The 23,245-nt window shown below is 68.6% G+C and carries 25 protein-coding genes and 3 tRNA genes; 19 read left to right on the top strand and 9 right to left on the bottom strand.

Features of this window, described 5'->3' with window-relative positions:
• Nucleotides 1–3 precede the first annotated feature (3 nt).
• The 5 genes from AC1RL8_RS30670 to AC1RL8_RS30650 all read left to right on the top strand — a co-directional run bounded on the left by AC1RL8_RS30670 (nucleotide 4) and on the right by AC1RL8_RS30650 (nucleotide 4,857).
• A complete protein-coding gene (locus tag AC1RL8_RS30670; protein ID WP_492687342.1) occupies nucleotides 4–1,059 on the top strand; it encodes a pentapeptide repeat-containing protein in 1,056 nt (351 codons plus the stop codon).
• A 44-nt stretch (nucleotides 1,060–1,103) separates the two neighbouring features.
• Complete coding sequence (locus AC1RL8_RS30665) at nucleotides 1,104–1,793, top strand: DUF3540 domain-containing protein (RefSeq protein ID WP_492687341.1); 690 nt, start codon at nucleotides 1,104–1,106, stop codon at nucleotides 1,791–1,793.
• 9 nt (nucleotides 1,794–1,802) lie between these two features.
• On the top strand, nucleotides 1,803–2,198 hold the full coding sequence (locus AC1RL8_RS30660; RefSeq protein WP_056584565.1) for a DUF4150 domain-containing protein: 396 nt from the start codon (nucleotides 1,803–1,805) through the stop codon (nucleotides 2,196–2,198).
• Between the two features lie 150 nt (nucleotides 2,199–2,348).
• Nucleotides 2,349–4,022: a type VI secretion system-associated FHA domain protein TagH gene (gene tagH, locus AC1RL8_RS30655; RefSeq protein WP_492687340.1), complete on the top strand. Its 1,674-nt coding sequence runs from the start codon at nucleotides 2,349–2,351 to the stop codon at nucleotides 4,020–4,022.
• A 40-nt stretch (nucleotides 4,023–4,062) separates the two neighbouring features.
• Nucleotides 4,063–4,857 (top strand): PP2C family protein-serine/threonine phosphatase, encoded by a 795-nt coding sequence (locus AC1RL8_RS30650; RefSeq protein WP_070063885.1) that lies wholly within the window; start codon nucleotides 4,063–4,065, stop codon nucleotides 4,855–4,857.
• Between the two features lie 71 nt (nucleotides 4,858–4,928).
• Here AC1RL8_RS30650 and AC1RL8_RS30645 read toward each other — a convergent pair whose 3' ends face one another.
• The 5 genes from AC1RL8_RS30645 to tssA all read right to left on the bottom strand — a co-directional run bounded on the left by AC1RL8_RS30645 (nucleotide 4,929) and on the right by tssA (nucleotide 9,289).
• A complete protein-coding gene (locus AC1RL8_RS30645) occupies nucleotides 4,929–5,429 on the bottom strand; it encodes a peptidoglycan-binding domain-containing protein (protein WP_095743411.1) in 501 nt (166 codons plus the stop codon).
• Nucleotides 5,430–5,517: 88 nt separating this feature from the next.
• On the bottom strand, nucleotides 5,518–5,997 hold the full coding sequence (locus AC1RL8_RS30640; protein WP_070063886.1) for an Hcp family type VI secretion system effector: 480 nt from the start codon (nucleotides 5,995–5,997) through the stop codon (nucleotides 5,518–5,520).
• 152 nt (nucleotides 5,998–6,149) lie between these two features.
• Nucleotides 6,150–7,643 carry a type VI secretion system contractile sheath large subunit gene (gene tssC / locus AC1RL8_RS30635; RefSeq protein WP_062482199.1) on the bottom strand — a complete coding sequence of 498 codons (1,494 nt, stop codon included), beginning with the start codon at nucleotides 7,641–7,643 and terminating at the stop codon, nucleotides 6,150–6,152.
• 52 nt (nucleotides 7,644–7,695) lie between these two features.
• Nucleotides 7,696–8,208, bottom strand: a complete 513-nt coding sequence (tssB, locus tag AC1RL8_RS30630) for a type VI secretion system contractile sheath small subunit (protein ID WP_062482197.1) — start codon at nucleotides 8,206–8,208, stop codon at nucleotides 7,696–7,698.
• A 49-nt stretch (nucleotides 8,209–8,257) separates the two neighbouring features.
• Nucleotides 8,258–9,289, bottom strand: a complete 1,032-nt coding sequence (gene tssA, locus AC1RL8_RS30625; protein WP_492687339.1) for a type VI secretion system protein TssA — start codon at nucleotides 9,287–9,289, stop codon at nucleotides 8,258–8,260.
• Nucleotides 9,290–9,360: 71 nt separating this feature from the next.
• On the opposite strand from tssA, the gene tssJ reads away from it, so the two are divergent.
• On the top strand, nucleotides 9,361–9,879 hold the full coding sequence (gene tssJ, locus AC1RL8_RS30620; protein WP_307696189.1) for a type VI secretion system lipoprotein TssJ: 519 nt from the start codon (nucleotides 9,361–9,363) through the stop codon (nucleotides 9,877–9,879).
• A 19-nt stretch (nucleotides 9,880–9,898) separates the two neighbouring features.
• Here the strand turns inward: tssJ and AC1RL8_RS30615 are convergent, their stop codons facing one another.
• Together AC1RL8_RS30615 and AC1RL8_RS30610 are read right to left on the bottom strand one after the other, a co-directional pair.
• Nucleotides 9,899–11,014 (bottom strand): type VI secretion system protein, encoded by a 1,116-nt coding sequence (locus AC1RL8_RS30615; RefSeq protein ID WP_492687338.1) that lies wholly within the window; start codon nucleotides 11,012–11,014, stop codon nucleotides 9,899–9,901.
• Between the two features lie 17 nt (nucleotides 11,015–11,031).
• On the bottom strand, nucleotides 11,032–12,357 hold the full coding sequence (locus AC1RL8_RS30610; protein ID WP_492687337.1) for a DotU family type IV/VI secretion system protein: 1,326 nt from the start codon (nucleotides 12,355–12,357) through the stop codon (nucleotides 11,032–11,034).
• Between the two features lie 253 nt (nucleotides 12,358–12,610).
• Here AC1RL8_RS30610 and AC1RL8_RS30605 point away from each other — a divergent pair, with 253 nt between their 5' ends.
• Entirely contained in the window at nucleotides 12,611–13,312 is a 702-nt protein-coding gene (locus tag AC1RL8_RS30605; RefSeq protein WP_492687336.1) for a LuxR C-terminal-related transcriptional regulator, read from the top strand.
• A 9-nt stretch (nucleotides 13,313–13,321) separates the two neighbouring features.
• Here AC1RL8_RS30605 and AC1RL8_RS30600 read toward each other — a convergent pair whose 3' ends face one another.
• Nucleotides 13,322–14,554 carry an NUDIX hydrolase gene (locus tag AC1RL8_RS30600; RefSeq protein WP_492687335.1) on the bottom strand — a complete coding sequence of 411 codons (1,233 nt, stop codon included), beginning with the start codon at nucleotides 14,552–14,554 and terminating at the stop codon, nucleotides 13,322–13,324.
• 79 nt (nucleotides 14,555–14,633) lie between these two features.
• On the opposite strand from AC1RL8_RS30600, the gene AC1RL8_RS30595 reads away from it, so the two are divergent.
• Nucleotides 14,634–15,311 (top strand): phosphoglycolate phosphatase, encoded by a 678-nt coding sequence (locus AC1RL8_RS30595; RefSeq protein WP_492687334.1) that lies wholly within the window; start codon nucleotides 14,634–14,636, stop codon nucleotides 15,309–15,311.
• Nucleotides 15,312–15,326: 15 nt separating this feature from the next.
• On the opposite strand, the gene AC1RL8_RS30590 is transcribed toward AC1RL8_RS30595, so the two are convergent.
• Complete coding sequence (locus AC1RL8_RS30590) at nucleotides 15,327–15,932, bottom strand: chalcone isomerase family protein (RefSeq protein WP_062479293.1); 606 nt, start codon at nucleotides 15,930–15,932, stop codon at nucleotides 15,327–15,329.
• A 334-nt stretch (nucleotides 15,933–16,266) separates the two neighbouring features.
• Here AC1RL8_RS30590 and trpE point away from each other — a divergent pair, with 334 nt between their 5' ends.
• The 11 genes from trpE to AC1RL8_RS30535 all read left to right on the top strand — a co-directional run.
• Nucleotides 16,267–17,769: an anthranilate synthase component I gene (gene trpE, locus AC1RL8_RS30585; RefSeq protein ID WP_056584602.1), complete on the top strand. Its 1,503-nt coding sequence runs from the start codon at nucleotides 16,267–16,269 to the stop codon at nucleotides 17,767–17,769.
• Nucleotides 17,766–18,158: a GxxExxY protein gene (locus AC1RL8_RS30580; RefSeq protein ID WP_139701546.1), complete on the top strand. Its 393-nt coding sequence runs from the start codon at nucleotides 17,766–17,768 to the stop codon at nucleotides 18,156–18,158. The genes trpE and AC1RL8_RS30580 overlap by 4 nt, the downstream gene beginning before the upstream one ends.
• On the top strand, nucleotides 18,155–18,739 hold the full coding sequence (locus AC1RL8_RS30575; RefSeq protein WP_070063896.1) for an aminodeoxychorismate/anthranilate synthase component II: 585 nt from the start codon (nucleotides 18,155–18,157) through the stop codon (nucleotides 18,737–18,739). Before AC1RL8_RS30580 ends, AC1RL8_RS30575 begins: the two co-directional genes overlap by 4 nt.
• Before the next feature lie 6 nt (nucleotides 18,740–18,745).
• Nucleotides 18,746–19,804, top strand: a complete 1,059-nt coding sequence (gene ltaE / locus AC1RL8_RS30570; protein ID WP_492687333.1) for a low-specificity L-threonine aldolase — start codon at nucleotides 18,746–18,748, stop codon at nucleotides 19,802–19,804.
• A gap of 197 nt (nucleotides 19,805–20,001) precedes the next feature.
• Nucleotides 20,002–21,024 (top strand): anthranilate phosphoribosyltransferase, encoded by a 1,023-nt coding sequence (trpD, locus tag AC1RL8_RS30565; protein ID WP_159273691.1) that lies wholly within the window; start codon nucleotides 20,002–20,004, stop codon nucleotides 21,022–21,024.
• A 37-nt stretch (nucleotides 21,025–21,061) separates the two neighbouring features.
• Entirely contained in the window at nucleotides 21,062–21,862 is an 801-nt protein-coding gene (gene trpC, locus AC1RL8_RS30560; protein ID WP_492687332.1) for an indole-3-glycerol phosphate synthase TrpC, read from the top strand.
• Entirely contained in the window at nucleotides 21,859–22,581 is a 723-nt protein-coding gene (locus AC1RL8_RS30555; protein ID WP_095950912.1) for a uracil-DNA glycosylase, read from the top strand. The genes trpC and AC1RL8_RS30555 overlap by 4 nt, the downstream gene beginning before the upstream one ends.
• Before the next feature lie 94 nt (nucleotides 22,582–22,675).
• A tRNA-Tyr gene (locus AC1RL8_RS30550) sits at nucleotides 22,676–22,761 on the top strand.
• 65 nt (nucleotides 22,762–22,826) lie between these two features.
• Nucleotides 22,827–22,900, top strand: a tRNA-Gly gene (locus tag AC1RL8_RS30545).
• A 42-nt stretch (nucleotides 22,901–22,942) separates the two neighbouring features.
• A tRNA-Thr gene (locus AC1RL8_RS30540) sits at nucleotides 22,943–23,017 on the top strand.
• Nucleotides 23,018–23,090: 73 nt separating this feature from the next.
• On the top strand, nucleotides 23,091–23,245 hold a 155-nt coding region (locus AC1RL8_RS30535), incomplete at its 3' end, for a GTP-binding protein (RefSeq protein ID WP_435488097.1).

Here is a 23,245-nt window from a genome sequence, read left to right as displayed (position 1 = left end):
GCCATGATGAACACCACCACGCTGACCCTGGCCGTGCTGCTCGGCGAGTCGATTGCCGGGCTCGACCTGTCGGGCGGTCATTTCTCGAATGCACAGCTGGCGGGGGGGCTGTTCGACCGGGTGAACTTCGCCAAGGCCGATCTGCGCGGGGCCGACCTGCGCGAGGTCGTGTTCAACCAGTGCGACCTGCGCGGCGCGCTGCTGGGCGGGGCGCGGCTGCAGCGCGCCGTGTTCAACCAGTGCCTGATGGACCACGTCGACCTGCACGGAGCCGGCCTGCACGCGGCCGTGTTCAGCGAATGCCAGGCGCCGCATGCGAACCTGTCGGATGCCGACCTGAGCATGCTCGCCTGCACCAAGACCCGCCTCGATCACGCGATGTTGCGCGGTGCGCTGCTGGACGCCTGCGTGCTGACCGAGAGCAGCCTGATCGACCTGGGGGCCGAATCGACGCGCTGGACGCACGTGACCGTGGCCGGCTGCGATCTGCGCCATGTGGCGTGGCGCGGCGCCCACCTGCTGCGCGTGGCGTTCTCCACCACGCAGCTGGCCGGCGTGTCGTTCGACGGCGTCGCGCTCGAGAGCTGCCAGTTCGCGAACGCCGACCTGCGCGGTGCCCAGTTCAGCGGGGCGCCGCTGCGCCAGTGCAACTTTCAGGGCGCCACGCTCGATGAGGCGCGCTTCGACCGCATCGACGCGCCCCTGGCCCTGTTCTGCGAGGCCGAAGGGGCCGGTGTCGATTTCTCCAGTGCCGTGCTGACGCAGGCACTGTTCACCGGCGCCAGGCTGCCGCAGGCGAACTTCAGTGGCGCACGCCTGCACCAGGCCCATTTCGCCGGCGCCGTGCTGGACCGGGCGCGCTTCAACGGGGCGGACCTCACGTACGCCGACCTGCGCCACGCGCACTTGCACCAGGCAGACCTGCGCGGTGCGACCCTCGCGCGCACCTGCCTGCACCGGGCCCTGACCGACGAGGCGCAGATCGAAGATCGCACCCGTGCGATCGAAACCGATCCCGAGCTGGCGCAAGCCGAGGACTGGCGCCCCCTGCCGGCCTGAGACGCTGCCGGCCGATGCCCCTTCTTTCCATTGGAAGCCCTGCCATGACAACCATCGCCCACCACCCCGTCCGCCGCCCCGTCGCCGCCCCGCGCGGCGCCAGGCCGATCGACGCCGAGCCCGTGCCGCCGGCAGGATCGCCCGAGCGCTGCTGGACCGCGCTGCTGGAGGCGGGATGCAACGGCACGCTGTGCGTCCGGCAGGGCGCCGAGGTCACGGCCGTGCGAACGGCCGCAGGCTGCCTGCTGGTGCCGGCGGCCGGTGACACCGTGCTGTGCTTCGGCACGGCACCCGGCGACATCTGGGTGCTCTCGGTGCTGGAACGCTGCGCCGGCACGCAGGAACGCGTGCTCCGGTGCAGCGGCGACACGCGCCTCGTGGTGGACGGAGGGCAGCTCGCGCTCGAAGCCGATCAACTGCACCTGGCGTCGCAGCGCCTGGGCGTGCGCGCCGCCACCGCCACCGTGTCGCTCGATTCGACCGAGTTCATCGGCGAACGGGTGCGCATGATCGCCGGCACGGTCAAGCTCGTGGGCAGCCTGCTGAGCACGGTGATGGACCGCGTCAACCACTTCAGCCAGCACTACCTGCGCACGACCAAGGGGCTGGACCGCGTGAATGCGGCCCACATCGAATGCGATGCGACCGAGCTGCTGCACCTGCGCGGCGAGCATGCGCTGATCAACGGCGCCAAGCTCGTGAAGACACGCGGCGCGCAGATCCATTTCGGCTGAGGCAGCACCATGTTCGCCAACTGCCAGATGATGGGAACGGACATGGGGTTTCCCGATGTCTGCATCACGCCCGCCGCGCCCTCGCCGATCCCGGTGCCCTATCCGAACATCGCGATGGGGCCGATGGCCATTCCGAACTGCCCGACGATCCTGTTCATGTGCACGCCGGCCCACAACCTCGGCACGGTCATTCCCATGACCAACGGCGACAACCCGGGCGTGTTGCTGGGGGTGGCGTCCGGCACGGTCATGGGGCCCAGCCGCCATCTGACAGGCGCCTTCACGGTGCTGCTGAACAGCATGCCCGCCACGCGCCTGACCAGCACCTCGCTGCAGAACAGCACCAACTGCCCCGGCGTGCGCACCGTGCCGAGCCAGACGCTGGTGCTCCTGCTGGCGCCCTGAGGTGCCGTGCGCACCTTGGCACCACCGCGCTGCTACGGCATACCTCTTCCGGCGAGATTGCCAACCCGCCCCCCGGAATGAATACTCCTTTGGACTTCGCCCGCGCACGCGCGGGCCGTGTTCGGGCGTAACCGCCCCGGGGGCCGACTCATGATCCATATCGCTGTCATCACACGGCAAGGCGCCCCGGCAGGGCCGGCCATTGCCGCCGATTTCGGTCCCAGCGGGGGCACGATCGGGCGTGCCGACACCAACACGCTGGTGCTCGACGACCCCGACCGCACCGTCTCGCGCGTGCACGCGCAGGTGCTGTGCCGCGACGGGCAGTACTTCATCGTCGACCGCGGCAGCAACGCGATGCAATGCAATGGCGTGTCGCTGGGCGCGGGCAAGGAAGCGGCGCTGACGGACGGTGCGCGCCTTGTCATCGGCAGCTTCGAACTCTCGGTGCGCGTGATGGCCGCTGCGGCGGCGCCCCGCGCGCCGGTCATCCCCAACACCGTGATGTCGGCGCCGGCCGCCGCGCCCGCCGCCAGCAGCGACGATCCGTTCGCCGACCTGCTCGCGGGACTCGGGTCGCCGGCCGCTCCTGCCTCGGCGCCTGCTGCAGCCCGCGCCGCCGCCGCGCCCGCCGAGTCGCTGCTCTTTCCCGACCCCATGGCCAGCGGCTCGCGCAATGCGCAGGCCGACCAGGTCGACCCGTTCGCGAACCTGCTGGGCCCCACGCCGTCGGCCGCACCTTCTGCGGGGCTCGGTGCGCTCGACGATTTTTCCGACCTGGGCGCGCCGCCCGCGCACGGCAAGGCCGCGAGCATCGACGACCTGTTTGGCGGGTCGCCGGGCGCCGGCGGCATCGGCGGCGATCCGCTCGCGCTGTCGCCGCTGGCCGATCCGCTGCTGCAGCCCAACACCGCATCGGACGCCGACCCGCTGGCCGCGTTGCAGCGCGCGGCGCCCGCCACGCCGGTGCCGCGCTCCGATCACTTGCCGATCGACCAGTTCGGCTTCGAGCCGCCGAAAGCCATCACGCCGCCACCGCCGCCGCCTCCTCCTGCGCCTGCGCCCGTGGCCCCGCTTGCGAAGTTCGACGACGTGACCGGCCAGCCGATCCGCATCAGCGGGCCCGAGAACGCCGGCCGCGTGGCCGAGCCGCCGCCCCCTCCGCCACCGCCGCCGCCCGTGTACGTCGCGCCGCCGGCACCCGCAGCAGCCGCGTCCACGCGCGCCGCCTCCGACGACGAACTGCTCGCCGCCTTCCTGCGCGGCCTGGCCAGCACGCACCAGCCGCCCGAGATGCTCACGCCCGGCCTCATGGAGCGCATCGGCGCGATGCTGCGTACGTCCACCGAAGGCACGCTGCAGCTGCTGCTCACGCGCCAGGAGTTCAAGCGCGAGGTGCGCGCCGAGGTCACGATGATCGCGTCGCAAGCCAACAACCCGCTCAAGTTCTCGCCCACGGTCGAGGTCGCGCTGGCGCACCTGCTGGGCCCCGGCGTGCGCGGCTTCATGCCGCCCGAGGCCGCGATGCGCGACGCCTTCGACGACCTGCGCGCGCACCAGTTCGGCGTGATGGTGGGCATGCGCGCGGCGCTGGCCCATGTCATCGGGCGCTTCGAGCCGGCCGAGCTCGAGAAGAAGATCAGCGCGAAGACCGCGCTCGACGCGCTCTTTGCCGCCAACCGCAAGGCCAAGCTCTGGGACCAGTTCGTGGCGCTGTACGGCGGCATCGCGAGCGAGGCCGAGGACGACTTCCACAGCCTCTTCGGCAAGGCCTTCCTCGCGGCCTACGAAGAGCAGATGGCGCGCCTGAAGTCCGACACCTGAAGACCACCAGAACAACCCCAGCACTCGCGAGGCACCCCGCTTGGAAATCGAAATCGTCACGCTCTCCCGGCAGGGCGGGCGCACCTACAACGAGGACGTGCACGGCCACTGGCACGACGAGCGCTATGTCGCCTGCCTGGTGGCCGACGGCGCGGGCGGCCACGGCGGCGGCGACGTGGCGGCCGCCACGGTGCGCGCCAGCGTGCTCGGCGGCTTCTCGGGGGCGCCCTCGCTGGACGAGGCCGCGCTGCGCGCGCTGATCGAGCGCGCCAACCTGGACGTGGTGGCGCGCCAGGCCGAAGGCGGCAAGCTCGCCGGCATGCGCTCCACGGTGGTGTTCGCGGTGATCGACCTGGAGCGCGAGGTGCTGGCCTGGGTGCACAGCGGCGACAGCCGCGCCTACCTGTTTCGCGGCGGCGCCATCGTGGCGCGCACCACCGACCACAGCCTGGTGCAGCAGATGGTGGCGGGTGGCATGCTCGACGAGGAGGGCGCGCGCCTGCATCCGCAGCGCAACATGCTGCTGTCGGCACTGGGCTCGATCGAGGAGGCGCCCGACATCGCGGTGTCCGACCGCATGCGCCTGTTGCCCGGCGACGTGCTGCTCCTGTGCAGCGACGGCGTGTGGGAGCCGCTGGGCGACGAGTGCCTGGTCGACACGCTGCACGCATCGCGCACGCCCAGCCAGTGGACCGAGCTGCTCGACGCGCAGATCAAGGCCAACGCCAAGCCGGGCCACGACAACTACACGGCGCTCACGCTGTGGGTGATCGAGGACGCCGACGACGACCTGACGCGGCTGCTGCCCGAGAACGTCGCGTCGACAGACCCCTGAGCGTGGCGCCATCCTTCAAGCAAAACGCCCATCCGATGGATGGGCGTTTTGCTTGGGGCCGCTGAGACTGTTCAGCTGTACTTGCTGGCCTTCTTCTTGACTTTCTTCAGTGCGCTGCGCAGCAACGCGGGCATGTCTTCCCGGTTCGGCAGGTTGCTGTAGTTGTTGATGTTCTGCTCTTCGCAGCTGTTGGCACAGCCGTTGTTCAGCAGGTCGAGCGCGTAGCGCGTCTTGCTGATCGTGCTGGACGCACCGGGCTCGCGGAAGGGATCGAAGATGCCGTCCGGCAGGACCTTGCGCCCGCGCGCGATCGCCTGTTCCTGGAAGTGCGTGATGTGCTTCTGCGTGACCGGCCCGTAGTAGCCGTCCACCACGATCACCTCGGTCGCGCCGGGGGGCGGGTCGAAGTCGTGGTTGAAGCCCAGCAGCTCGTAGTAGAAGATCTTGAACAGGGCCTGCACCAGCATCACGTCTTCACGCGTGTTGGAGCCGATCCGTCCGACCGACCAATCGGAGTTGTAGGTCGTGTGCAGCTTGCCGCTGGTACCGATGAGTGTGGTGCTGAATGCCATGGCATTGCTCCGGTGAGGACACGGGCAGGGACCGGCCCCGGCACCGTGGGGTGCCAGGGGCGGACTGGGCTGACGAGTCCGTCGCCCGTCAGCGGGTTTCGGTGGTGGCCACGTTCCAGCCGAACTTCACCTCGCCGCCGCCGGCGCCCTTGTCGTCCTGGCCCTTGTAGGCGAACTCGATGTCCTTGAAGCTGCAGGACACCTGCTCGTGCACGTCGCCGCCCTGTGCGCCGCCGGGGCCCACGCTGGAGATGAAGACTTCCTTGAGCGTGACCTTCAGGTACTCCTGCTGGCCTTCGCCCGACTTGCGGCAGGTCATGACCATGTCCTTGAAGTGCTTGCCGCTCACGCAGTTCTTGGCGAGCACGGGCGATGCCTTGTCGTAGACGTGCGTGAAGTTGAATTCACCCGGCGTGGCCTTGCCCTTGCCCGAACCGCCGCCCGATCCCGCGCCCGATGCGTTGCTCACGTTCCAGGACCACGACGAAATCTCGATCTCGTCCTTGTGGTCCTTGTGAGAAGACTCGCCCTTGACGCCGTCGAGCTTGATGTGAAAGTCAGATGACATGTTCCTACTCCTTGGAACCCGATTGCATTCGGGCGGTTGATGATCGAAACGGAAAAAATGGCTGCCGGCGGTGGGAGAAAAGTTCCGATGCCCGGCAGCTACTCATAGAACGAAACGGAACCGGGAATTCAAGAAGAATCCGCAGATTTTTTTCAACCGGCGCCCTTGGCCGTGGGCAGCTTGGACACCAGCCGCAGCGAGACCGTGAGGCCTTCGAGCTGGTAGTGCGGGCGCAGGAAGAACTTGGACGTGTAGTAGCCCGGGTTGCCCTCGACTTCCTCCACGATCACCTCGGCGGCAGCCAGCGGCTTCTGGGCCTTGGTGGTTTCCGACGAGTTGGCGGGGTCGCCGTCCACGTAGTTCATGATCCATTTGTTGAGCCAGCGCTGCATGTCCTCGCGCTCCTTGAAGCTGCCGACCTTGTCGCGCACGATGCACTTCAGGTAGTGCGCAAAGCGGTTGCAGGCAAAGAGGTAGGGCAGGCGCGCCGCCAGGTTGGCGTTGGCCGTGGCATCGGGGTCGTCGTACTCGGCCGGCTTGTTCAGCGACTGGGCGCCGATGAAGGCCGCGAAGTCGGAGTTCTTGCGGTGGATCATCGACAGCAGGCCGGCCTTCGAGAGCTCGGCCTCGCGCCGGTCGCTGATGGCGATCTCGGTGGGGCACTTCTGGTCCACGCCGCCGTCGTCGCTGGGGAAGGTGTGCAGCGGCAGGTTTTCCACCGCGCCGCCCGACTCGATGCCGCGGATGCGCGAACCCCAGCCGTACAGCTTGTACGAGCGGTTGATGTTGGTCGCCATCGCATAGGCGGCATTGGCCCAGGCGTACTTGCTGTGGTCGGCGCCGGCGGTGTCTTCCTCGAAGTCGAACTCTTCCACCGGGTTGGTGTTGGCGCCGTAGGGCGTGCGCGCCAAAAAGCGCGGCATGCACATGCCCAGGTACTTGGAGTCGTCCGACTCGCGCAGGCTGCGCCAGCCGGCGTACTCGGGCGTGGAGAAGATCTTGGTCAGGTCGCGCGGGTTGGCCAGCTCCTGCCACGACTCCATCTGCATAAGGTTGGGGCTCGCGCCGGTGATGAAGGGCGCGTGGGCCGAGGCGGCGATCTTGGCCATCTCGCCGAGCATCTCGACGTCGGGCGGGCTCTGGTCGAAGTGGTAGTCGCCCACCAGCGCGCCGAAGGGCTCGCCGCCGAACTGGCCGTACTCTTCCTCGTAGATCTTCTTGAACATCGGGCTCTGGTCCCAGGCCGCGCCCTTGAACTTCTTGAGGTTCTTGGCCAGCTCCTGCTTGGAGATGTCCATCACCCGGATCTTCAGGTTCTCGTCGGTCTCGGTGTTGTTCACCATGTAGTGCAGGCCGCGCCACGCACTCTCGAGCTTCTGGTAGTCGGGGTGGTGGATGATCTTGTTCACCTGGTCGGTGAGCTTGGCGTCGATCGCGGCGATCATGGCCTGGATCGACTTGGTCACGTCCTTGCCGATGACGGTGCTGTTGCTCAGCGCCTGCTGCGCCAGCGTGAGCACGGCGGCTTCGACGGCGCTCTTGGCTTCGTCGCTGCGCGGCTTGAATTCTTTCTGCAGCAGCGACGAAAAGTCGCTTCCCGCGTACGCAACGTCTTTCAGTGCGCTCTGCTCGAGTGCGTCGGCCATGATGGTTTCTCCTCGTGTACCGGTGTGTGTCTGTCAGGAATCGGGGTGAGGCTCAGGCGGCGGCTTCGCCGTCCCCGGGCTTCTTGCTGGCGGCCAGCGTCTGCAGCAGGGCCGGGTCTTCGAGCACCTTGGCCAGCAGGTCTTCGGCGCCGCCCTTGCCGTCCATGTAGGTCACGAGGTTCGACAGCTGCGTGCGCGCTTCGAGCAGCTTGTTCAGCGCGCCCACCTTGCGGGCCACGGCCGCGGGCGAGAAGTCGTCCATGCTGTCGAAGGTGAGCTCGACCTTCAGGTCGCCCTCGCCGGTGAGCGAGTTCTCCACGGCAAAGGCGGCGCGCGGCTTCATGGCCTTCATGCGGGCGTCGAAGTTGTCGACGTCGAACTCGAGGAACTTGCGGTCGACCACGGGCGCGAGCGGGTCGGCGGGCTTGCCCGACAGGTCCGCCAGCACGCCCATCACGAAGGGCAGCTGGATCTTTTTCTCGGCGCCGTAGAGCTCCACGTCGTATTCGATCTGGACCCGGGGCGCGCGGTTGCGTGCGATGAATTTCTGACTGCTCTTGGCCATGGCGATGCTCCTTGCGGGAATGAAAGGGGACGGGTGGAAACGGCGGCGGTCATTCGGACTGGCGTTTGCCCGTCACGGTCTCGATGGTGTCCATCGCGTTGGGCGCGAGGTTGGCCATGATGTCCAGGAAGCTCACGCCGATGAGCTTCTTGGCGCGTTCGATCAGGAGCGGCGCGGGGTTGCCGGGCTCGGCCTGTTCGAGGTAGCGGATGACGCGGTCGAGCATCTGCACCGCGTCCTGGCGGTTCTGGATCTCGCCGCGCGGCGCGGCCGGGCGGGCCGTGTTGCCGGCAGGGGCGTCGCCGTCTGTGGCCACGCCTTCATCGGCCGAGGCTTCCGGTGCGCCGGCTGCCGCCGTGCAGGCCTTGGCGACCGTGCGCGACACGGTGCGCAGCGTGCCCAGGTCCACCGCATCGGTGCGGCCGGTGCGCTCGCCCAGCAGCTTCTGCAGGCGATCGAGCAGCGCGGGCAGGCCGATGGCGGCCTGCAGTTGTTCGGGGTTCGCGGCGTGCAGGGCCTCGAGCCCGCCATGCACCTGCGCGGGCGAATACGAGGCCTCGCCGCCGACGGCATTGAGCACGCCGTGCGCGATGGCGATGTCGCGCACGCGGATCGGGCCCACGCCCGGCGCGTTGCCCACCGAGGCGTCGTACAGGTCGCGCGGCACCATGCTGTCGTCGCTCAGCGGCGCGAGCGCGTTCAGGCGCATGGTGGGGTCGTTGTCGTCGTCCGCATCCAGCTTTGGATGTATGCCGTCCCAGAAGGTGTCGAGCAGCGAGGTGAGCAATTGCAGGCCCGCCGTGAAGCCGGCCACGCCCTGCAGGCGCGTCGCGGCGCGCAGCAGCAGCACGGCGGCGCGCACGTCCTTGCTGCGGCGCAGCTGCGCATCGGCGCGTTCGGCCACGTCGCGCCAGTCGGGTTCGACGGCGGGGATCACGGTGTCGCCGAACTGCTGCTCGGCCTTGCCTTGCGCCGCAGTCGTGAGGGCCATGAAGTCCGCGTCGTACTCCAAGTCGTCCCCGCAAGGCGAGGCCTCGCCGATGGGCGTGAGCAGTGCGTCGACGAGTTGGGGAGTCAGCATGTTGCCTGTTCGAGTTCGCTGGTGATAATCAAAGATGCGTCAGGACCGGTCAATGCAACGAAGGGAATAGCATGCGCACGCTGGGTACACACCATTCGTCCTATGAGGGCCTCCTTGCTGTCGCATCGCGACGCCGTATCGCAGCCCTTGGCCTTGCTGCAGCGGGTCTTCTGATGGCGGGCTGCGCGAGCAAACCGGTGGTCACGCCGGTGTCGATCACGCTCACGGCCGGCGCCGATGCCAACCCCGATGCGCGCGGGCGCGCCTCGCCGCTCACGGTGCGCGTCTATGCGCTCAAGACGCCGGGGCCCTTCGAAGGCGCCGACTTCTTCTCGCTGTTCGAGAAAGACCAGGCCACGCTCGGCGCCGAACTGGTGCAGCGCGAAGAAATGCTGCTGCGCCCCGGCGAGAGCAAAAAGCTCGACCTCACCCTGCCGGCCGATGCCAAGGCCATCGGCGTGATGGCCGCGTTCCGCGACCTCGACCGCGCGCGCTGGCGCGAGGTGCGTGCGGTCGTGCCGGGCCAGGCGCAGGTGCTCAACGTGACCTTCGGCGCGCGCCAGATCCGCGTCGACGCTGCCGCCAAGTAACGCCAGCTGCACGGCGGCCTCAGCGCAGTTCCGCCGGCACCGTGGGCGCGAAGCGTCCCGGCCGCACCAGCGGCTGGTCCGCCGGCAGGAAGCGGCCGAACAGGTCGCTCACGAACGCGGCGCCCGTGCCGTTCTCCGACGCCGTCGCCGTGAGGTACAGCCCGCGCCAGCGCGGCGCGCGCACCCCTTTGCCGTGCCCCTCGAAAAGCCCCTGCGCCACTTGCCGCAAGGCCGGCTGCAAGGTGCGCACGCTCTCCACGAAGCCATGCAGCGCGAGCCGTCCCGCGGGGCCCGGCTGCTCGCGCAGCAGGGCCATGCGCAGGCCGTGCAGCTGCGCCACGAGCGGATCGAACAGCGCATCGAGCCGGTCGGCGGCGCGCGCTGCGTGCGCCGCGAACGGGTGCTCCACGCGGTGGCCGAGTGCTTGCGCGAGCACCTCGGGCGGCAGCGCGGCGCGCAGCGTGGCGTAGCCCTTGAGGCCTTCGAGACCCGTCACGACGAGGTAGACCGGCAGCTGCAGGCGCAGCGTGTCGCTGGCTTCGTCGAGCAGGCGGCGCATGTTCGCGGTGGCGCGCTTGCGCAGGGCCGGGTCGCCGTGCAGCAGGTCGCCGGCCGCCACGCACACCACCACGCCGTGCAGCGGCAGGCGTTCGCGCCGCTCGGCAAGCGCCAGCAGCGACTGCAGCCAGAGCCCGCGCGCGGGCGCCGTGCCGGCCTGGTCGCCGATGGCATCGGGATGCAGCTCGATGGCCGTCAGCGCGCCGGTGGTCCACCAGCGCCACCAGGGCGTGCCGGGTGCCTCGTTCGCGGGCGGCGCCACGCATTCGGCGCGGGCGGCCGAGAGCAGCCCCGGCAGCCCGGTGGCCGGGCCGCCGATGAAGAGGAACCACGGCGCCGTCGCGCGCGTGCGCGGCGCCTGCCGCAGCGAGGTGCGCGCCTGCGCCATGGCCTCCTTCAGCGCGTCGACGGCGGCGTGGTCGGCGGGCGCGCCGAGGGCATCGACGCGCCGCAGCAGGCCCCGTCGCCGCGCGCCGCGGCCGGCGTCGCGCACGGCGGCGTACAGCAGCGCCAGGCCGGCGAGGCAGACCGCGAGCAGCGGCCAGAACAGGTGCACGGGTGACAGCGTGTCGAACATGGTGGGGAAGGGCGAGGTCAGCGCGCCACGGTTTCGAGGGAGATGAAGTCGGCGATCAGCCGCTCGCTGTTCTTGCTCGCGGCCAGCGCCTCGCGCAGGCGCAGCAGGTAGGCCGAGGCCATCTCGTACGGCGGGCGGTCGGAGGTTTCGCTGAACGGCATCGGCGCCGACAGCACGGTGATCAGCACGTTGCCGAAGGGCGGGCTCACGAGCCAGCTCGAGGGAATGTCGGACCCGAGTTCCAGCGACTCGCCCGCGCGCAACCGCGTCGGGGCCGGCCCGGTGTTCAGGTGCATCACGGAACCATCGGCGGTGTAGTAGTCGACCCAGATGTAGCTCTCGTGGCGCGGCGCGACCACCTGCACGCGCACCGCGTCGCCCTCGCGCAGCCGGCCGTCGCGCGCGGACGGCGCACTCACGCTCAGCCCGTGGCTCTTCTGGCGGTTGCGCGCCTGCGAGGGCTTGAGGATGGCGAACACCTCGCAGTGCGGCCATACGCGCAGCCCGATGTCGAACTGCGGCGCGCGCACGCCGGGAATGGCCGCGACGTCCTCCGCCACCTTGAGCAGGTCGTCGCGCTGCGAGACGAAGCCGGTCACGCGCGGGCGGCCGTCGGGGTCGATCGAGGCCTCGAGGTCGGCGCAGGCGTAGCTGGCGAGTTGCCGGTCGATGCGCTGCGTGAGCGCCGTGCCGGCGGCCGGCGGCCCCGCCAGCCAGTGCCACAGCAGGAAGAGCGCGGGCACCAGCACGGCCAGCGCGGTGCCGGTGCGCAGCACGGTGCGGTCGCGCCGGCGCATGTCGGCCGGGCCGCGCGGGTCGGGCACGCCGTAGGGCTGGGGCGTGATGTGGTCCTGCGCGAGGCTGCCGAGTTCGAGCGGCGGCGGCTGCAGCTGCCGGCCGTGCAGGTCCTTCAGCTTGCCGAGCTCGCCTTCGTCGCCCGACTCGAAGTAGTACTGGCCCTTGAAGCCGTGGGCCAGCGCATGCCAGTAGACCTCGCGCACCGCATGGTCCTGCGCGCCGAGGGCCGAGAGGTGGTGGAAGAACTCGCTGTGCGCGTTGTTGGAGTTGAACAGCTGCACCTGCAGCGGCGCCGCGCCGTCCACCGCGTCGGGGTGGCGCGCCAGGATCTCGTCGAGCCACGCGACCATGGCAAAGGCGGCCGACTCGATCTGCGTGGCGGTGGCGCCGGCCACGTCGGCGTCGGCGCGTGCGATGTCCAGCAGGCGCAGGGCCTCGCGCTGGGCGTCGCCGTGGGTGAGGGTGGGGTGGCCGGCCGCGATCGATGCGTCCAGGCCGAGACCGAAGGCAATGAAGGGCGAGAAGCAGTCGAGCAGGCGGGCCATGAGGGATGCCCGCTTCTCAAGCGTGCATTGCGAAGCATGCCTTGCACCGGCGTCTGCAGCGATCGCACATGCCCATGTCCCCGGTCGTTGGAGTGGGCGTTCATTTTTTCAACGGGCCCACGGGGCCGCCATACCGCTTGGGGTCTATGCCGTTGGTGGGGCGCGGCGGCCTTGCTGGACGGGGCAATCGCCGTTATCTTCGCAGTCGCAGAAGAATCCAATGCACATTGACGTTGGGACACTGGGGTATGCCATGAAAATTCTGATCGCCGACGACCACCGGCTCGTCATCGAGGCGGTCAAAGCCAAGTTGTCGGAGCTGGGAGCTGGCATCGAGTTCGTCCTGGCGCTGAGCGTCGACGAACTGCTTGCCGGCGCGACCGACGATCTCGACCTGGCCCTGATCGACCTCAACATGCCCGGTGCGGACGGGCAGGCCCACATCGACGAGATCCGGCGACGACACCCGGCCGTGCCCGTGATCGTGCTGTCGGGCTACGAAGACCCGTCCATCATGCGCAGCGCGCTCGAACGCGGCGTGCTCGGTTTCATTCCCAAGGCCTACTCGCCCGACGTCATGCTGTCGGCCGTGCGCCTGGTGCTGGCGGGCGGCGTGTACGTGCCGCCGATGATGCTCACGGCGCTGCCGCCGGGCATCGTGGCCGGCGTGTCGCCGTCGTCTGCCGCGGCGGGCGAGCCCTTTGCGCGCGGCGGTGGCGGCGGTGGCGGCACCCAGACCCTCGAACATCTGCGCAGCGTGCTCACCGAGCGGCAGGTCGAGGTGCTGCAGCTGCTGTCGCAAGGCAAGCCGAACAAGCTGATCGGGCGCAGCCTGGGCATCAGCGAAGGCACGGTGAAGATCCACTTGGCCGCCATCTTCCGCGCGCTCAACGTGCGCAACCGCACCGAGGCGGTGGTGGCGGCGCAGGCGCTGACGGAAGCGCAGCAGGCCTGAAGACGCGCCTCAGTCGGCGAGCGCCGACGCCGGGCGGCGCATGAAGCCGCGCGCGGGCACGATCCATTCGACGCGGTGATCCGTCTCGACGGCGGTGGTCGTCGCGTCGTCCGTGAACAGCATGCGCTCCTCGGCCAGCAGGAAGCGCTGTGCGCCCAGCACCTGGAGCGTGGCGCCGCCGAGGTCCAGAGATTGCGGCGCCGCGTCCGCCGACAGCACCCACCGCACCGGCCCAGGCGCCGCCGCCCGCAGCGCGGCCTCGTGCGCCGCATCGCCGGGCACGCGGTTGATCAACGCCCAGCCCTCGGTGCCGCCGATGAGAAAACTGTTGAGGCCGCTGTCGTGCACGACGCGCACCACGCGCGCGGACAGCGGCGTGACCAGGCCCGCCTCGAGCGCATAGCGACCGCCGCCCTGGCCGTCGGGATCGAGGTGTCCGATCTCGTCGTAGGCGGGCTCTTCCATGTTCACCGGCCGTCGGCCCTTGGGACCGTCGGCCAGGCGCGGCATGGTCAGTGGAATGCGGCGCAGCGCGCGCGCATGGGCCATGAAGTCGTCGACGCGGGCGAAGGTGGCCAGGTGCTCGAGCACGCGCCGCGTCACGTTCAGCAGCTTGAGGCCGCGTTCGGGGCTGACCGCGTCGGCGGGCTTCAGCCACAGGTGCTCGACGGTTTCGCGGCCGTCGGGGCGCACGTCCTGGCCGGCGGGCATCGCGGCCGCGAAGAAGCGCGTGTCGAAGCGGCGCGGCATGCCGGGCGGGGTCAGCCAGTGGCTGAAGTACGCGATGCGGTCGACGGCAAGACACCAGCCGCGCTCGGCGCACAGGGCGAGCAGGGCGTCGGTGCTGCGTTCGGCGGCGGCGCGCATCCCGTCGAGTTCGCCCGAGGTGAGCGCGAGCAGCTCGACCGGCCGGCCCTGCGCATCGTTCGCGAGCAGCAGTCCGGCTTCTTCGAAGCATTCGCGGATCGCGGCTGCGTGGAAGTCGAGCCCGCCTTCGGGCAGGCCCAGCCGCGCGCTCGCGGCGGCGTCGTCCAGGCCCGCGCACAGCGGGTGCAGCAGGCGGTCGTGCGCATCGACCATGCCACCCGGGAAGACGCTGGCGCCGCTGTTCTGGTCGTTGGCCTTCTCGGCCCGCCGCAGCATCAGCACCTCGAGGCCTTCGGGGCCGTCGCGCAGGACGACGAGCGTGGCGGCGGTGCGGATGGGGCGAGGGGCGGAGGGCGGGGGCGTCGTGGGGGTCATGGGCGCCTATTTTGCGGCCGGAGGACAATGCGTGCCTCGCGCATCCACCACCCACTTCGCTCCCCGGGAGCCGCCTGTCTTGGACACTCTTCGCACCGATCTCTCCCGCTTCGACGCCGCCATCGTCGACCTCGACGGCACCATGGTCGACACGCTCGGCGACTTTGCCGAGGCCCTGAACCGCATGCTGCGCGACCTCGAGCTGCCGCCGGTGGCGCCCGCCGCCATCGAGCGCATGGTGGGCAAGGGCTCGGAGCACCTGATCCTGTCGGCGCTGGCGCACGTGGGCGCGCCGGCCCCGGCGGCGCTGTTCGATCGCGCGTGGGAGCGCTACCAGCACCACTACCTGGAGATCAACGGCCGGTATTCGGCCGCGTACCCCGGCGTGGTCGAGGGCCTGAAGGCGCTGCGCGCGCGCGGGCTGCGGCTGGCCTGCCTCACGAACAAGCCGACCTCCTTTGCCAAGCCGCTGCTGGCCGCGAAGGGGCTCGACGGCTTCTTCGAGCAGGTGTTCGGCGGCGATGCCTTCGAGCGCAAGAAGCCCGATCCGCTGCCGTTGCTGAAGACCTGCGAGGCGCTGGGCACGGTGCCCGCGCGCACGCTGATGGTGGGCGATTCGAGCAACGACGCGCGTGCCGCGCGCGCCGCCGGTTGCCCCGTGGTGCTCGTGACCTACGGCTACAACCACGGCGAGCCGGTGCGCGGCGTGGATGCGGACGGGTTCGTGGAATCGCTGGCCGACCTCGCGGCGGCCTGACGGGCCTGCGCCGGCCTACTGCTTACCGAGCAGCGCGTCCTTCAGCTTCCAGTCGGCCGGGTTCGGGCCGAGCCAGATGCGCATCAGCGCATTGAAGAACGCCACTTCCTTCACCGGGTCGGGCTGCGGCACGCCGCGCACCGTGATCAGCGTGCCCGTGCCGGGCAGCCAGTCGATGGTGAAGGTGTCGCCGGCCTTGAGCTGCTTCTGGTCCGCGAACATCTGGCCCATGCGCAGCAGGCCGGGGATCAGGTTGACCATCTCGCTCTTGGGCGAGTTGTCTTCCACGCCCTTCACGAAGAGCTTGCCGAGCTCGTTGGCGTCGATGTCGCGCAGCATCGTGATCGCCACGCGCTTGGGCCCCGGCACGGCCAGCGCCTCTTCGGTGGTCGAGGCCTTCTTGCCCAGGTACAGACCGGCGGTGTAGACCTTGATGATGGTCTTGTAGCGGATGCCCGCGCCGTTGAGCACCAGCGGGGCGCCGCGCAGGTCCATCTGGTCGTCGAGCTTGACGCCCGCCACCTCGACCTGCGCCGCGAAGGCACTGCCGCAGAGCGCGGCCGAGAGGACAGCGAGCGCCGCGAGGCGGGAGAACACGGCCGGGAGCAGGGGTGCGAGCAAGTGAGTCTCCTTGAATTTGCGAACGGTCGTGCGAATGTATCTTTTCGTTTTATCCGAGAGGCTCCGGGGGAACCCTGAAGCCTGCGGTTGCACAAGGCCTGGTTTTCGTGGGCTAAACTCGGCGCTCCATGTTCGTTCATCACATCATTCAAACAGGTGAAGGCAGCCGGGGAGCCTGGCCCTGGCGTCGCCATACATCGCTGACTGTTTGATTGCGCGGCGCACGCCGTGCGCCCGCGGTTCCGAGCCGGCACGCATGCCGGCACCGGGCCACTCTCGTGAATGACCTTGCCACCGGCCAAAGGAGCGTCGGCAGGCAATTGGAGAACGATCCGTGATCACCGAACTTGAATTCAAGAGCCTCAGCGCCCAGGGCTACAACCGCATCCCGCTGATGGCCGAGGCCTTTGCCGACCTCGAAACGCCTCTTTCCCTCTATCTGAAACTCGCCCATTCGCAGGGCGGCGGCAAGCACAGCTTCCTGCTCGAATCGGTGGTGGGCGGCGAGCGCTTCGGGCGCTACAGCTTCATCGGCCTGCCGGCGCGCACCTTGCTGCGTGCCTCGGGCTTCGGCGACGAGGCCGTCACCGAAGTCGTGACCGACGGCCAGGTCGTCGAGACCGCCAAGGGCAATCCGCTGGACTTCGTGGCCGACTACCAGAAGCGCTTCAAGGTCGCGCTGCGGCCCGGCCTGCCGCGCTTCTGTGGCGGCCTGGCCGGCTACTTCGGCTACGACACCGTGCGCCACATCGAGCGCAAGCTCGAAAAAAGCTGCCCGCCCGATGCGCTGGGCTGCCCCGACATCCTGCTGCTGCAGTGCGAAGAACTCGCGGTCATCGACAACCTGTCGGGCAAGCTCTACCTCATCGTCTACGCCGACCCGAAGCAGCCCGAGGCCTATGCCGTGGGCAAGCGCCGCCTGCGCGAGCTCAAGGACAAGCTCAAGTACTCGGTGAGCGCGCCCGTCGTGAAGCCCACGCAGGCGCATCCGCCCGAGCGCAGCTTCGCCAAGGCCGACTACCTCGCGGCCGTGGAGCGCGCCAAGGAGATGATCGCCGCCGGCGACTTCATGCAGGTGCAGGTGGGCCAGCGCATCAGCAAGCGCTACACCGAGTCGCCGCTGTCGCTGTACCGCGCGCTGCGTTCGCTGAACCCGTCGCCCTACATGTACTACTACAACCTGGGCGACTTCCACGTGGTGGGCGCCTCGCCCGAGATCCTGGTGCGCCAGGAGAACACGGGCGACGGCGAACAGAAGATCACGATCCGCCCGCTGGCCGGCACGCGCCCGCGCGGCGCGTCGATCGAGCTCGACAAGGCGGCCGAGGTGGAGCTCATCAACGACCCGAAGGAGCGCGCCGAGCACGTGATGCTGATCGACCTGGCGCGCAACGACATCGGCCGCATCGCCAAGACCGGCACCGTGAAGGTGACCGAGGCCTTCGCGGTGGAGCGCTACAGCCACGTGATGCACATCGTGAGCAACGTCGAAGGCACGCTGAAGGATGGCATGACCGCCATCGACGTGCTCAAGGCCACGTTCCCTGCTGGCACGCTGACCGGCGCGCCGAAGGTGCATGCGATGGAACTCATCGACCAGCTGGAGCCCACCAAGCGCGGCCTGTACGGCGGCGCCTGCGGCTACATCAGCTACGCGGGCGACATGGACGTGGCCATTGCGATCCGCACCGGCATCGTGAAAGACCAGATGCTGCACGTGCAGGCCGCGGCCGGCGTGGTCGCCGACTCGGTGCCCGAGCTGGAGTGGAAGGAAACAGAAGCCAAGGCGCGCGCACTGTTGCGTGCCGCCGAACTGGTCGAGGAAGGCCTGGAATGAGCAACGCACCCGACATCCAGAACGATTTCTCGCACGAGATAATCGGCGCCGCCGTCGAGGTGCAGCGCGTGCTCGGCACGGGGCTCGACGAAGGCGCCTACGCCGCGGCACTGGCCATCGAACTCGCCGAGCGCGAGATCGGCTTTGCGCGCGACGTGGCGCTGTCGGCCAGCTACAAGGGCCGGTCGCTCGGCGAGGTGTACCGCGCGGGCTTCGTGATCGAGCAGTCGGTCATCGTCGAACTCAAGGCGGTCGACGTGCTGACGGACCTGCACCGCGCGCAGGTGCTGGCCGCATTGCGCCTGTCGGGCCTCAAGCTGGGCCTTCTCATCAACTTCAACGTGTTCCCCGTCGTGAAGGGCGTGCACCGGATTGTGAGCAAGCCATGAAACTGCTGATGATCGACAACTACGATTCGTTCACCTACAACATCGTCCAGTACTTCGGCGAGTTGGGGGCGGACGTGCAGGTGCACCGCAACGACGAGATCACCGTCGAGCAGATCGGCGCGCTGATCGCTTCGGGCGTGACGCGGCTGGTGGTGTCGCCGGGTCCGTGTTCGCCGGCCGAGGCGGGCGTGTCGGTGGCGGCCATCGAGGCCTTCGCGGGCAAGCTGCCGATCCTGGGCGTGTGCCTGGGCCACCAGGCCATCGGCGCAGCCTTCGGCGGCAAGATCGTGCGCGCGCAGCAGCTCATGCACGGCAAGACCAGCGAGATCACGACCACGCAAGAGGGCGTGTTCGCAGGGCTGCCGCAGAAGTTCATCGTCAACCGCTACCACTCGCTCTCGATCGAGCGCGAGAGCTGCCCGAAAGAACTGGCTGTCACCGCCTGGACCGACGACGGCGAGATCATGGGTGTGCGGCACACCGGCTTTGCGCACGACGTGCGCATCGAAGGCGTGCAGTTCCATCCTGAATCGATCCTCACCGAGCACGGCCACGCCATGCTCAAGAACTTTCTGGACTGACCCACCATGACCGAACGCTCTCCCATCGTCGACCTGCGCAGCGACACCGTCACGCAGCCCACGCCCGCGATGCGCGAGGCCATGGCGGCTGCGCCGCTGGGCGACGACGTCTTCGGCACCGACCCGAGCGTCAATGCGCTGCAGGAGAAGATCGCCGCGCTGCTGGGCTTCGAGGCGGCGCTGTTCGTGCCCACCGGCACGCAGAGCAACCTGTGCGCGATCCTGTCGCACTGCGGCCGCGGCGATGAGTACATCGTTGGCCAGCAGGCGCATGCGTACCGCTGGGAAGGCGGCGGCGCTGCGGTGTTCGGCAGCGTGCAGCCGCAGCCGCTCGACCATGCGCCCGACGGCACGCTGCCGCTGGCGCAGATCGAGGCCGCCATCAAGCCCGACGACGCGCACTTCGCGCGCACGAAGCTGCTGGCGCTGGAGAACACGCTGGGCGGCAAGCTGCTGCCCTTCGACTACGTGCAGGCCGCGACAGACCTGGCGAAAAGCAAGGGGCTGCAGCGGCACCTCGATGGCGCGCGGCTCTTCAATGCCGCCACCGCACAGGCTGCGCTGAACAAGCGAACCGACATCCGCGCCGAAGCCCGCCGTATCGCGCAGTGCTTCGACAGCGTGTCGGTGTGCTTCAGCAAGGGCCTGGGCGCACCCATCGGCTCGACGCTGGTCGGTTCGCGCGAGTTCATCGCGCGCGCCCACCGCATCCGCAAGATGGCGGGAGGCGGCATGCGGCAGGCCGGCCTGCTGGCGGCCGCGGCCTCGCATGCGCTCGACCACCACATCGACCGCCTGGCCGACGACCATGCGCTGGCGCAGCGCCTCGCGCAGGGGCTGGAAGGCATCGAAGGCCTGAAGGTCGAGGCGCCGGACACGAACATCGTGTTCGTCGATCTCGCGGGGGCGGCGCAGGCGCGTTCTGCGGAGCTGCTCGCCAGCCTCAACCAGCAGGGCATCCTCGCGACCGGGCTGTATCGCCTGCGCTTCGTGATGCACCTAGATGTCGATGCCGCGGGCGTCGACCGCGCCGTCGCGGCGATCCGCGGCTTCTTCAAGGCTTGAGAAGGTGTGAACGAACCCGCCATGTCCGCTCATCCCGCCCAGACACGCCCCCTCGGCGTTGCAAATGCTCGCCATAGCCCGAGCTATGGCTGCGCTTTGCGCCTTGAGCGGACGCGCCTGAGCGGGCTGCTCGGCCACGCCGGATTCATTCACACCTTCTGAAGCCTGGCTATACGCACACACCGAGGAGACTCTTCATGATCACCCCCCAGGAAGCGCTGCAGCGCACCATCGAACACCGCGAAGTCTTCCACGACGAGATGCTGCACATCGTGCGGCTCATCATGAGCGGCGAGTGTTCGCCCGTGATGATGGCCGCGCTGATCACCGGCCTGCGCGTGAAGAAGGAAACCATCGGCGAAATCACCGCCGCCGCGCAGGTGATGCGCGAGGTGTCGACCAAGGTGCCCGTGGCCGACACCACGAACCTCGTGGACATCGTGGGCACCGGCGGTGACGGCTCGCACACCTTCAACATCTCGACCTGCTCGATGTTCGTCGCGGCTGCGGCCGGCGCCAAGGTCAGCAAGCATGGCGGGCGCAGCGTGTCGAGCAAGTCGGGCAGTGCCGACGTGCTGGAGTCGCTGGGCGTCAACATCAACCTCAAGCCCGAGCAGATCGCGCAGTGCATCGCGCAGGTCGGCATCGGCTTCATGTTCGCGCCGAACCACCATCCGGCGATGAAGAACGTCGCGCCGGTGCGCAAGGAACTCGGCATCAAGACGATCTTCAACATCCTCGGCCCTCTGACCAACCCGGCCGGCGCACCGAACATCCTCATGGGCGTGTTCCACCCCGACCTCGTGGGCATCCAGGTGCGCGCGCTGCAGCGCCTCGGTGCCGAGCATGCGGTGGTGGTCTACGGGCGCGACGGCATGGACGAGATCTCGCTGGGCGCGGCCACCATGATCGGCGAGCTCAAGGACGGCGAGATCCGGGAGTACGAGCTGCATCCGGAAGACTTCGGCTTCCAGATGGCGAGCAACCGTTCGCTGCGCGTCGAGACGCCCGAGCAGTCGAAGGCCATGCTGATCGGCGTGCTGGACAACCAGGCCGGCCCGGCGCTGGACATCGTGCTCCTCAACGCGGGCGCGGCGCTGTACGCGGCCAACGTGGTCGACTCGGTGCCGGCGGGCGTGGAGCGTTCGCGCCAGGCCATCGCGTCCGGTGCGGCGAAGGCCAAGCTCGCCGAGCTGGTCGCGGCCTCCACCTCCTTCTGAGAATCAGGCCGTCGTGCCATCGAAAGCAGAGCAAGCCATGTCAGACATTCTCGACAAAATCGTCGCCGTCAAGCGCCAGGAAGTTGCCGCCGCACTGAAGCGTGCCCCGCTCGAGGCCGTGCGCTTCGACGCCGAAAGCCGCGTGCTCACGCGCGACTTCGAGGCCGCGTTGCGCGCCAAGATCGCGGCCGGCCAAGCGGCGGTGATCGCCGAGGTCAAGAAGGCCAGCCCGAGCAAGGGCGTGCTGCGCGAAGACTTCATTCCGGCCGACATCGCGCAAAGCTATGCCGAGGGCGACGGCGTGGTCAGCGCGGCTTGCCTCTCGGTGCTGACCGACAAGCAGTTCTTCCAGGGTGGCGTCGACTACCTCAAGCAGGCGCGCGCCTCGTGCGACCTGCCGGTGCTGCGCAAGGACTTCATCGTCGACGCCTACCAGGTGTACGAGTCGCGCGCGATGGGCGCCGACGCCATCCTGCTGATCGCCGCCTGCCTCGACGACGCGCAGATGAAGGACTACGAAGCCATCGCGCGCGGGCTGGGCATGGCGGTGCTGGTCGAGGTGCACGACGCGGGCGAACTCGATCGCGCGCTGAAGCTCAAGACGCCGCTCATCGGCGTCAACAACCGCAACCTGCGCAACTTCGAGGTGTCGATCCAGGCGACGATCGATCTGTTGCCCAGGCTGCCGGCGGATCGCCTGCCGGTGACCGAATCGGGCATCGCCACGCGCGAGGACGTCGCCACGCTGCGCGGCGCGGGCGTCAACGCCTTCCTGGTCGGCGAAGCCTTCATGCGCGCCAAGGAACCCGGCGAGGCGCTCGCCGCATTGTTCAAATGACGCGGCCTGACCAGCTGTCGAGCAGCGACCCTGCCGACTGGCCGGTGGCGCCGGGCTGGCAGCCGCTGGTCGACGATTTCTTCGCCAGCGCGGTCGGCCAGAAGCTGCAGGGCTTCCTGCGCGAGCGCCTCGACGCCGGGGCGGTGATCTTTCCGCCGCAGCCGCTGCGGGCACTGGAACTCACGCCGCCGGAAGACGTGCGCGTGGTGATCCTGGGCCAGGACCCGTACCACGGGCGCGGGCAGGCCGAGGGGCTGGCCTTCTCGGTGGCGTCGGGCGTGGCGCTGCCGCCGTCGCTGCGCAACATCTTCAAGGAGCTCCAGCGCGACCTGGGCACGCCGCCGCCGGCGTTTCCGAACCCGGGTGGCAGTCTCGTGAAGTGGGCGACGCACGGCGTGCTGCTGCTCAACACCTGTCTCACGGTCGAGGAAGCCCAGCCGGCCAGCCACGCAGGCCGCGGCTGGGAGGTGCTGACCGACGCCGTGATTCGCCATGTGGCGCAGGGCGAACGACCTGTTGTTTTTATGCTATGGGGTTCGCACGCGCAAAGTAAGCGTGCGTTGATCGACGTTGGGCGCCATAAGGTGCTGATGTCGAATCATCCCTCGCCGCTTTCTGCGCTCCGGCCGCCGGTTCCGTTCATCGGCTGCGGTCATTTTGGCCAAGCCCGTGCATGGCGTGAGGCGCAGCAGTCGGGAGGCTCCGAACTTCGCTCATAATCAGAGGCTTCACACCTCGAGCAGGTTTCCACGCTTCATCTTTTGCTGGGAATCCTGTGTAGTCACAAAATCGTGCTATATTTCGAGGTTCGCCGGAGAGGTGGCCGAGTGGTTAATGGCAGCAGACTGTAAATCTGCCCTCTTACGAGTACGCTGGTTCGAATCCAGCCCTCTCCACCAGCGATGAATTTGGTTTCTAAGAGCGATTGGATCTAGCGCTTTGGGTGCCTTGAAGTGCCCCCGATGCGGGAGTAGTTCAATGGTAGAACCCCAGCCTTCCAAGCTGATGACGCGGGTTCGATTCCCGTCTCCCGCTCCAGAGACCCGGTTCGGCGCCGGAAGCGATTTGGTTAGAACAAAAGCCCTTTTGGCTCAGTGGTAGAGCACTCCCTTGGTAAGGGAGAGGTCGCGGGTCCGATTCCCGCAAAGGGCACCAGTTTTCTGGGGTTGCAACGACAGGCTTGCGACCCATCTGCATGCGTTGAAATCGTTTTTTTCGGAGTCGAAAAATGGCAAAAGGTAAATTCACCCGCACCAAGCCGCACGTGAACGTGGGCACGATCGGTCACGTTGACCACGGCAAGACCACGCTGACGGCGGCGATCGCCACCGTGCTGTCGGCCAAGTTCGGCGGCGAAGCCAAGGCTTACGACCAGATCGACGC

Source organism: Variovorax sp. GW822-FHT04E09, assembly GCF_058800845.1.
The sequence above is the reverse complement of the archived record's forward strand: the minus strand, read 5'-3'. Positions and strand labels throughout refer to the sequence as shown.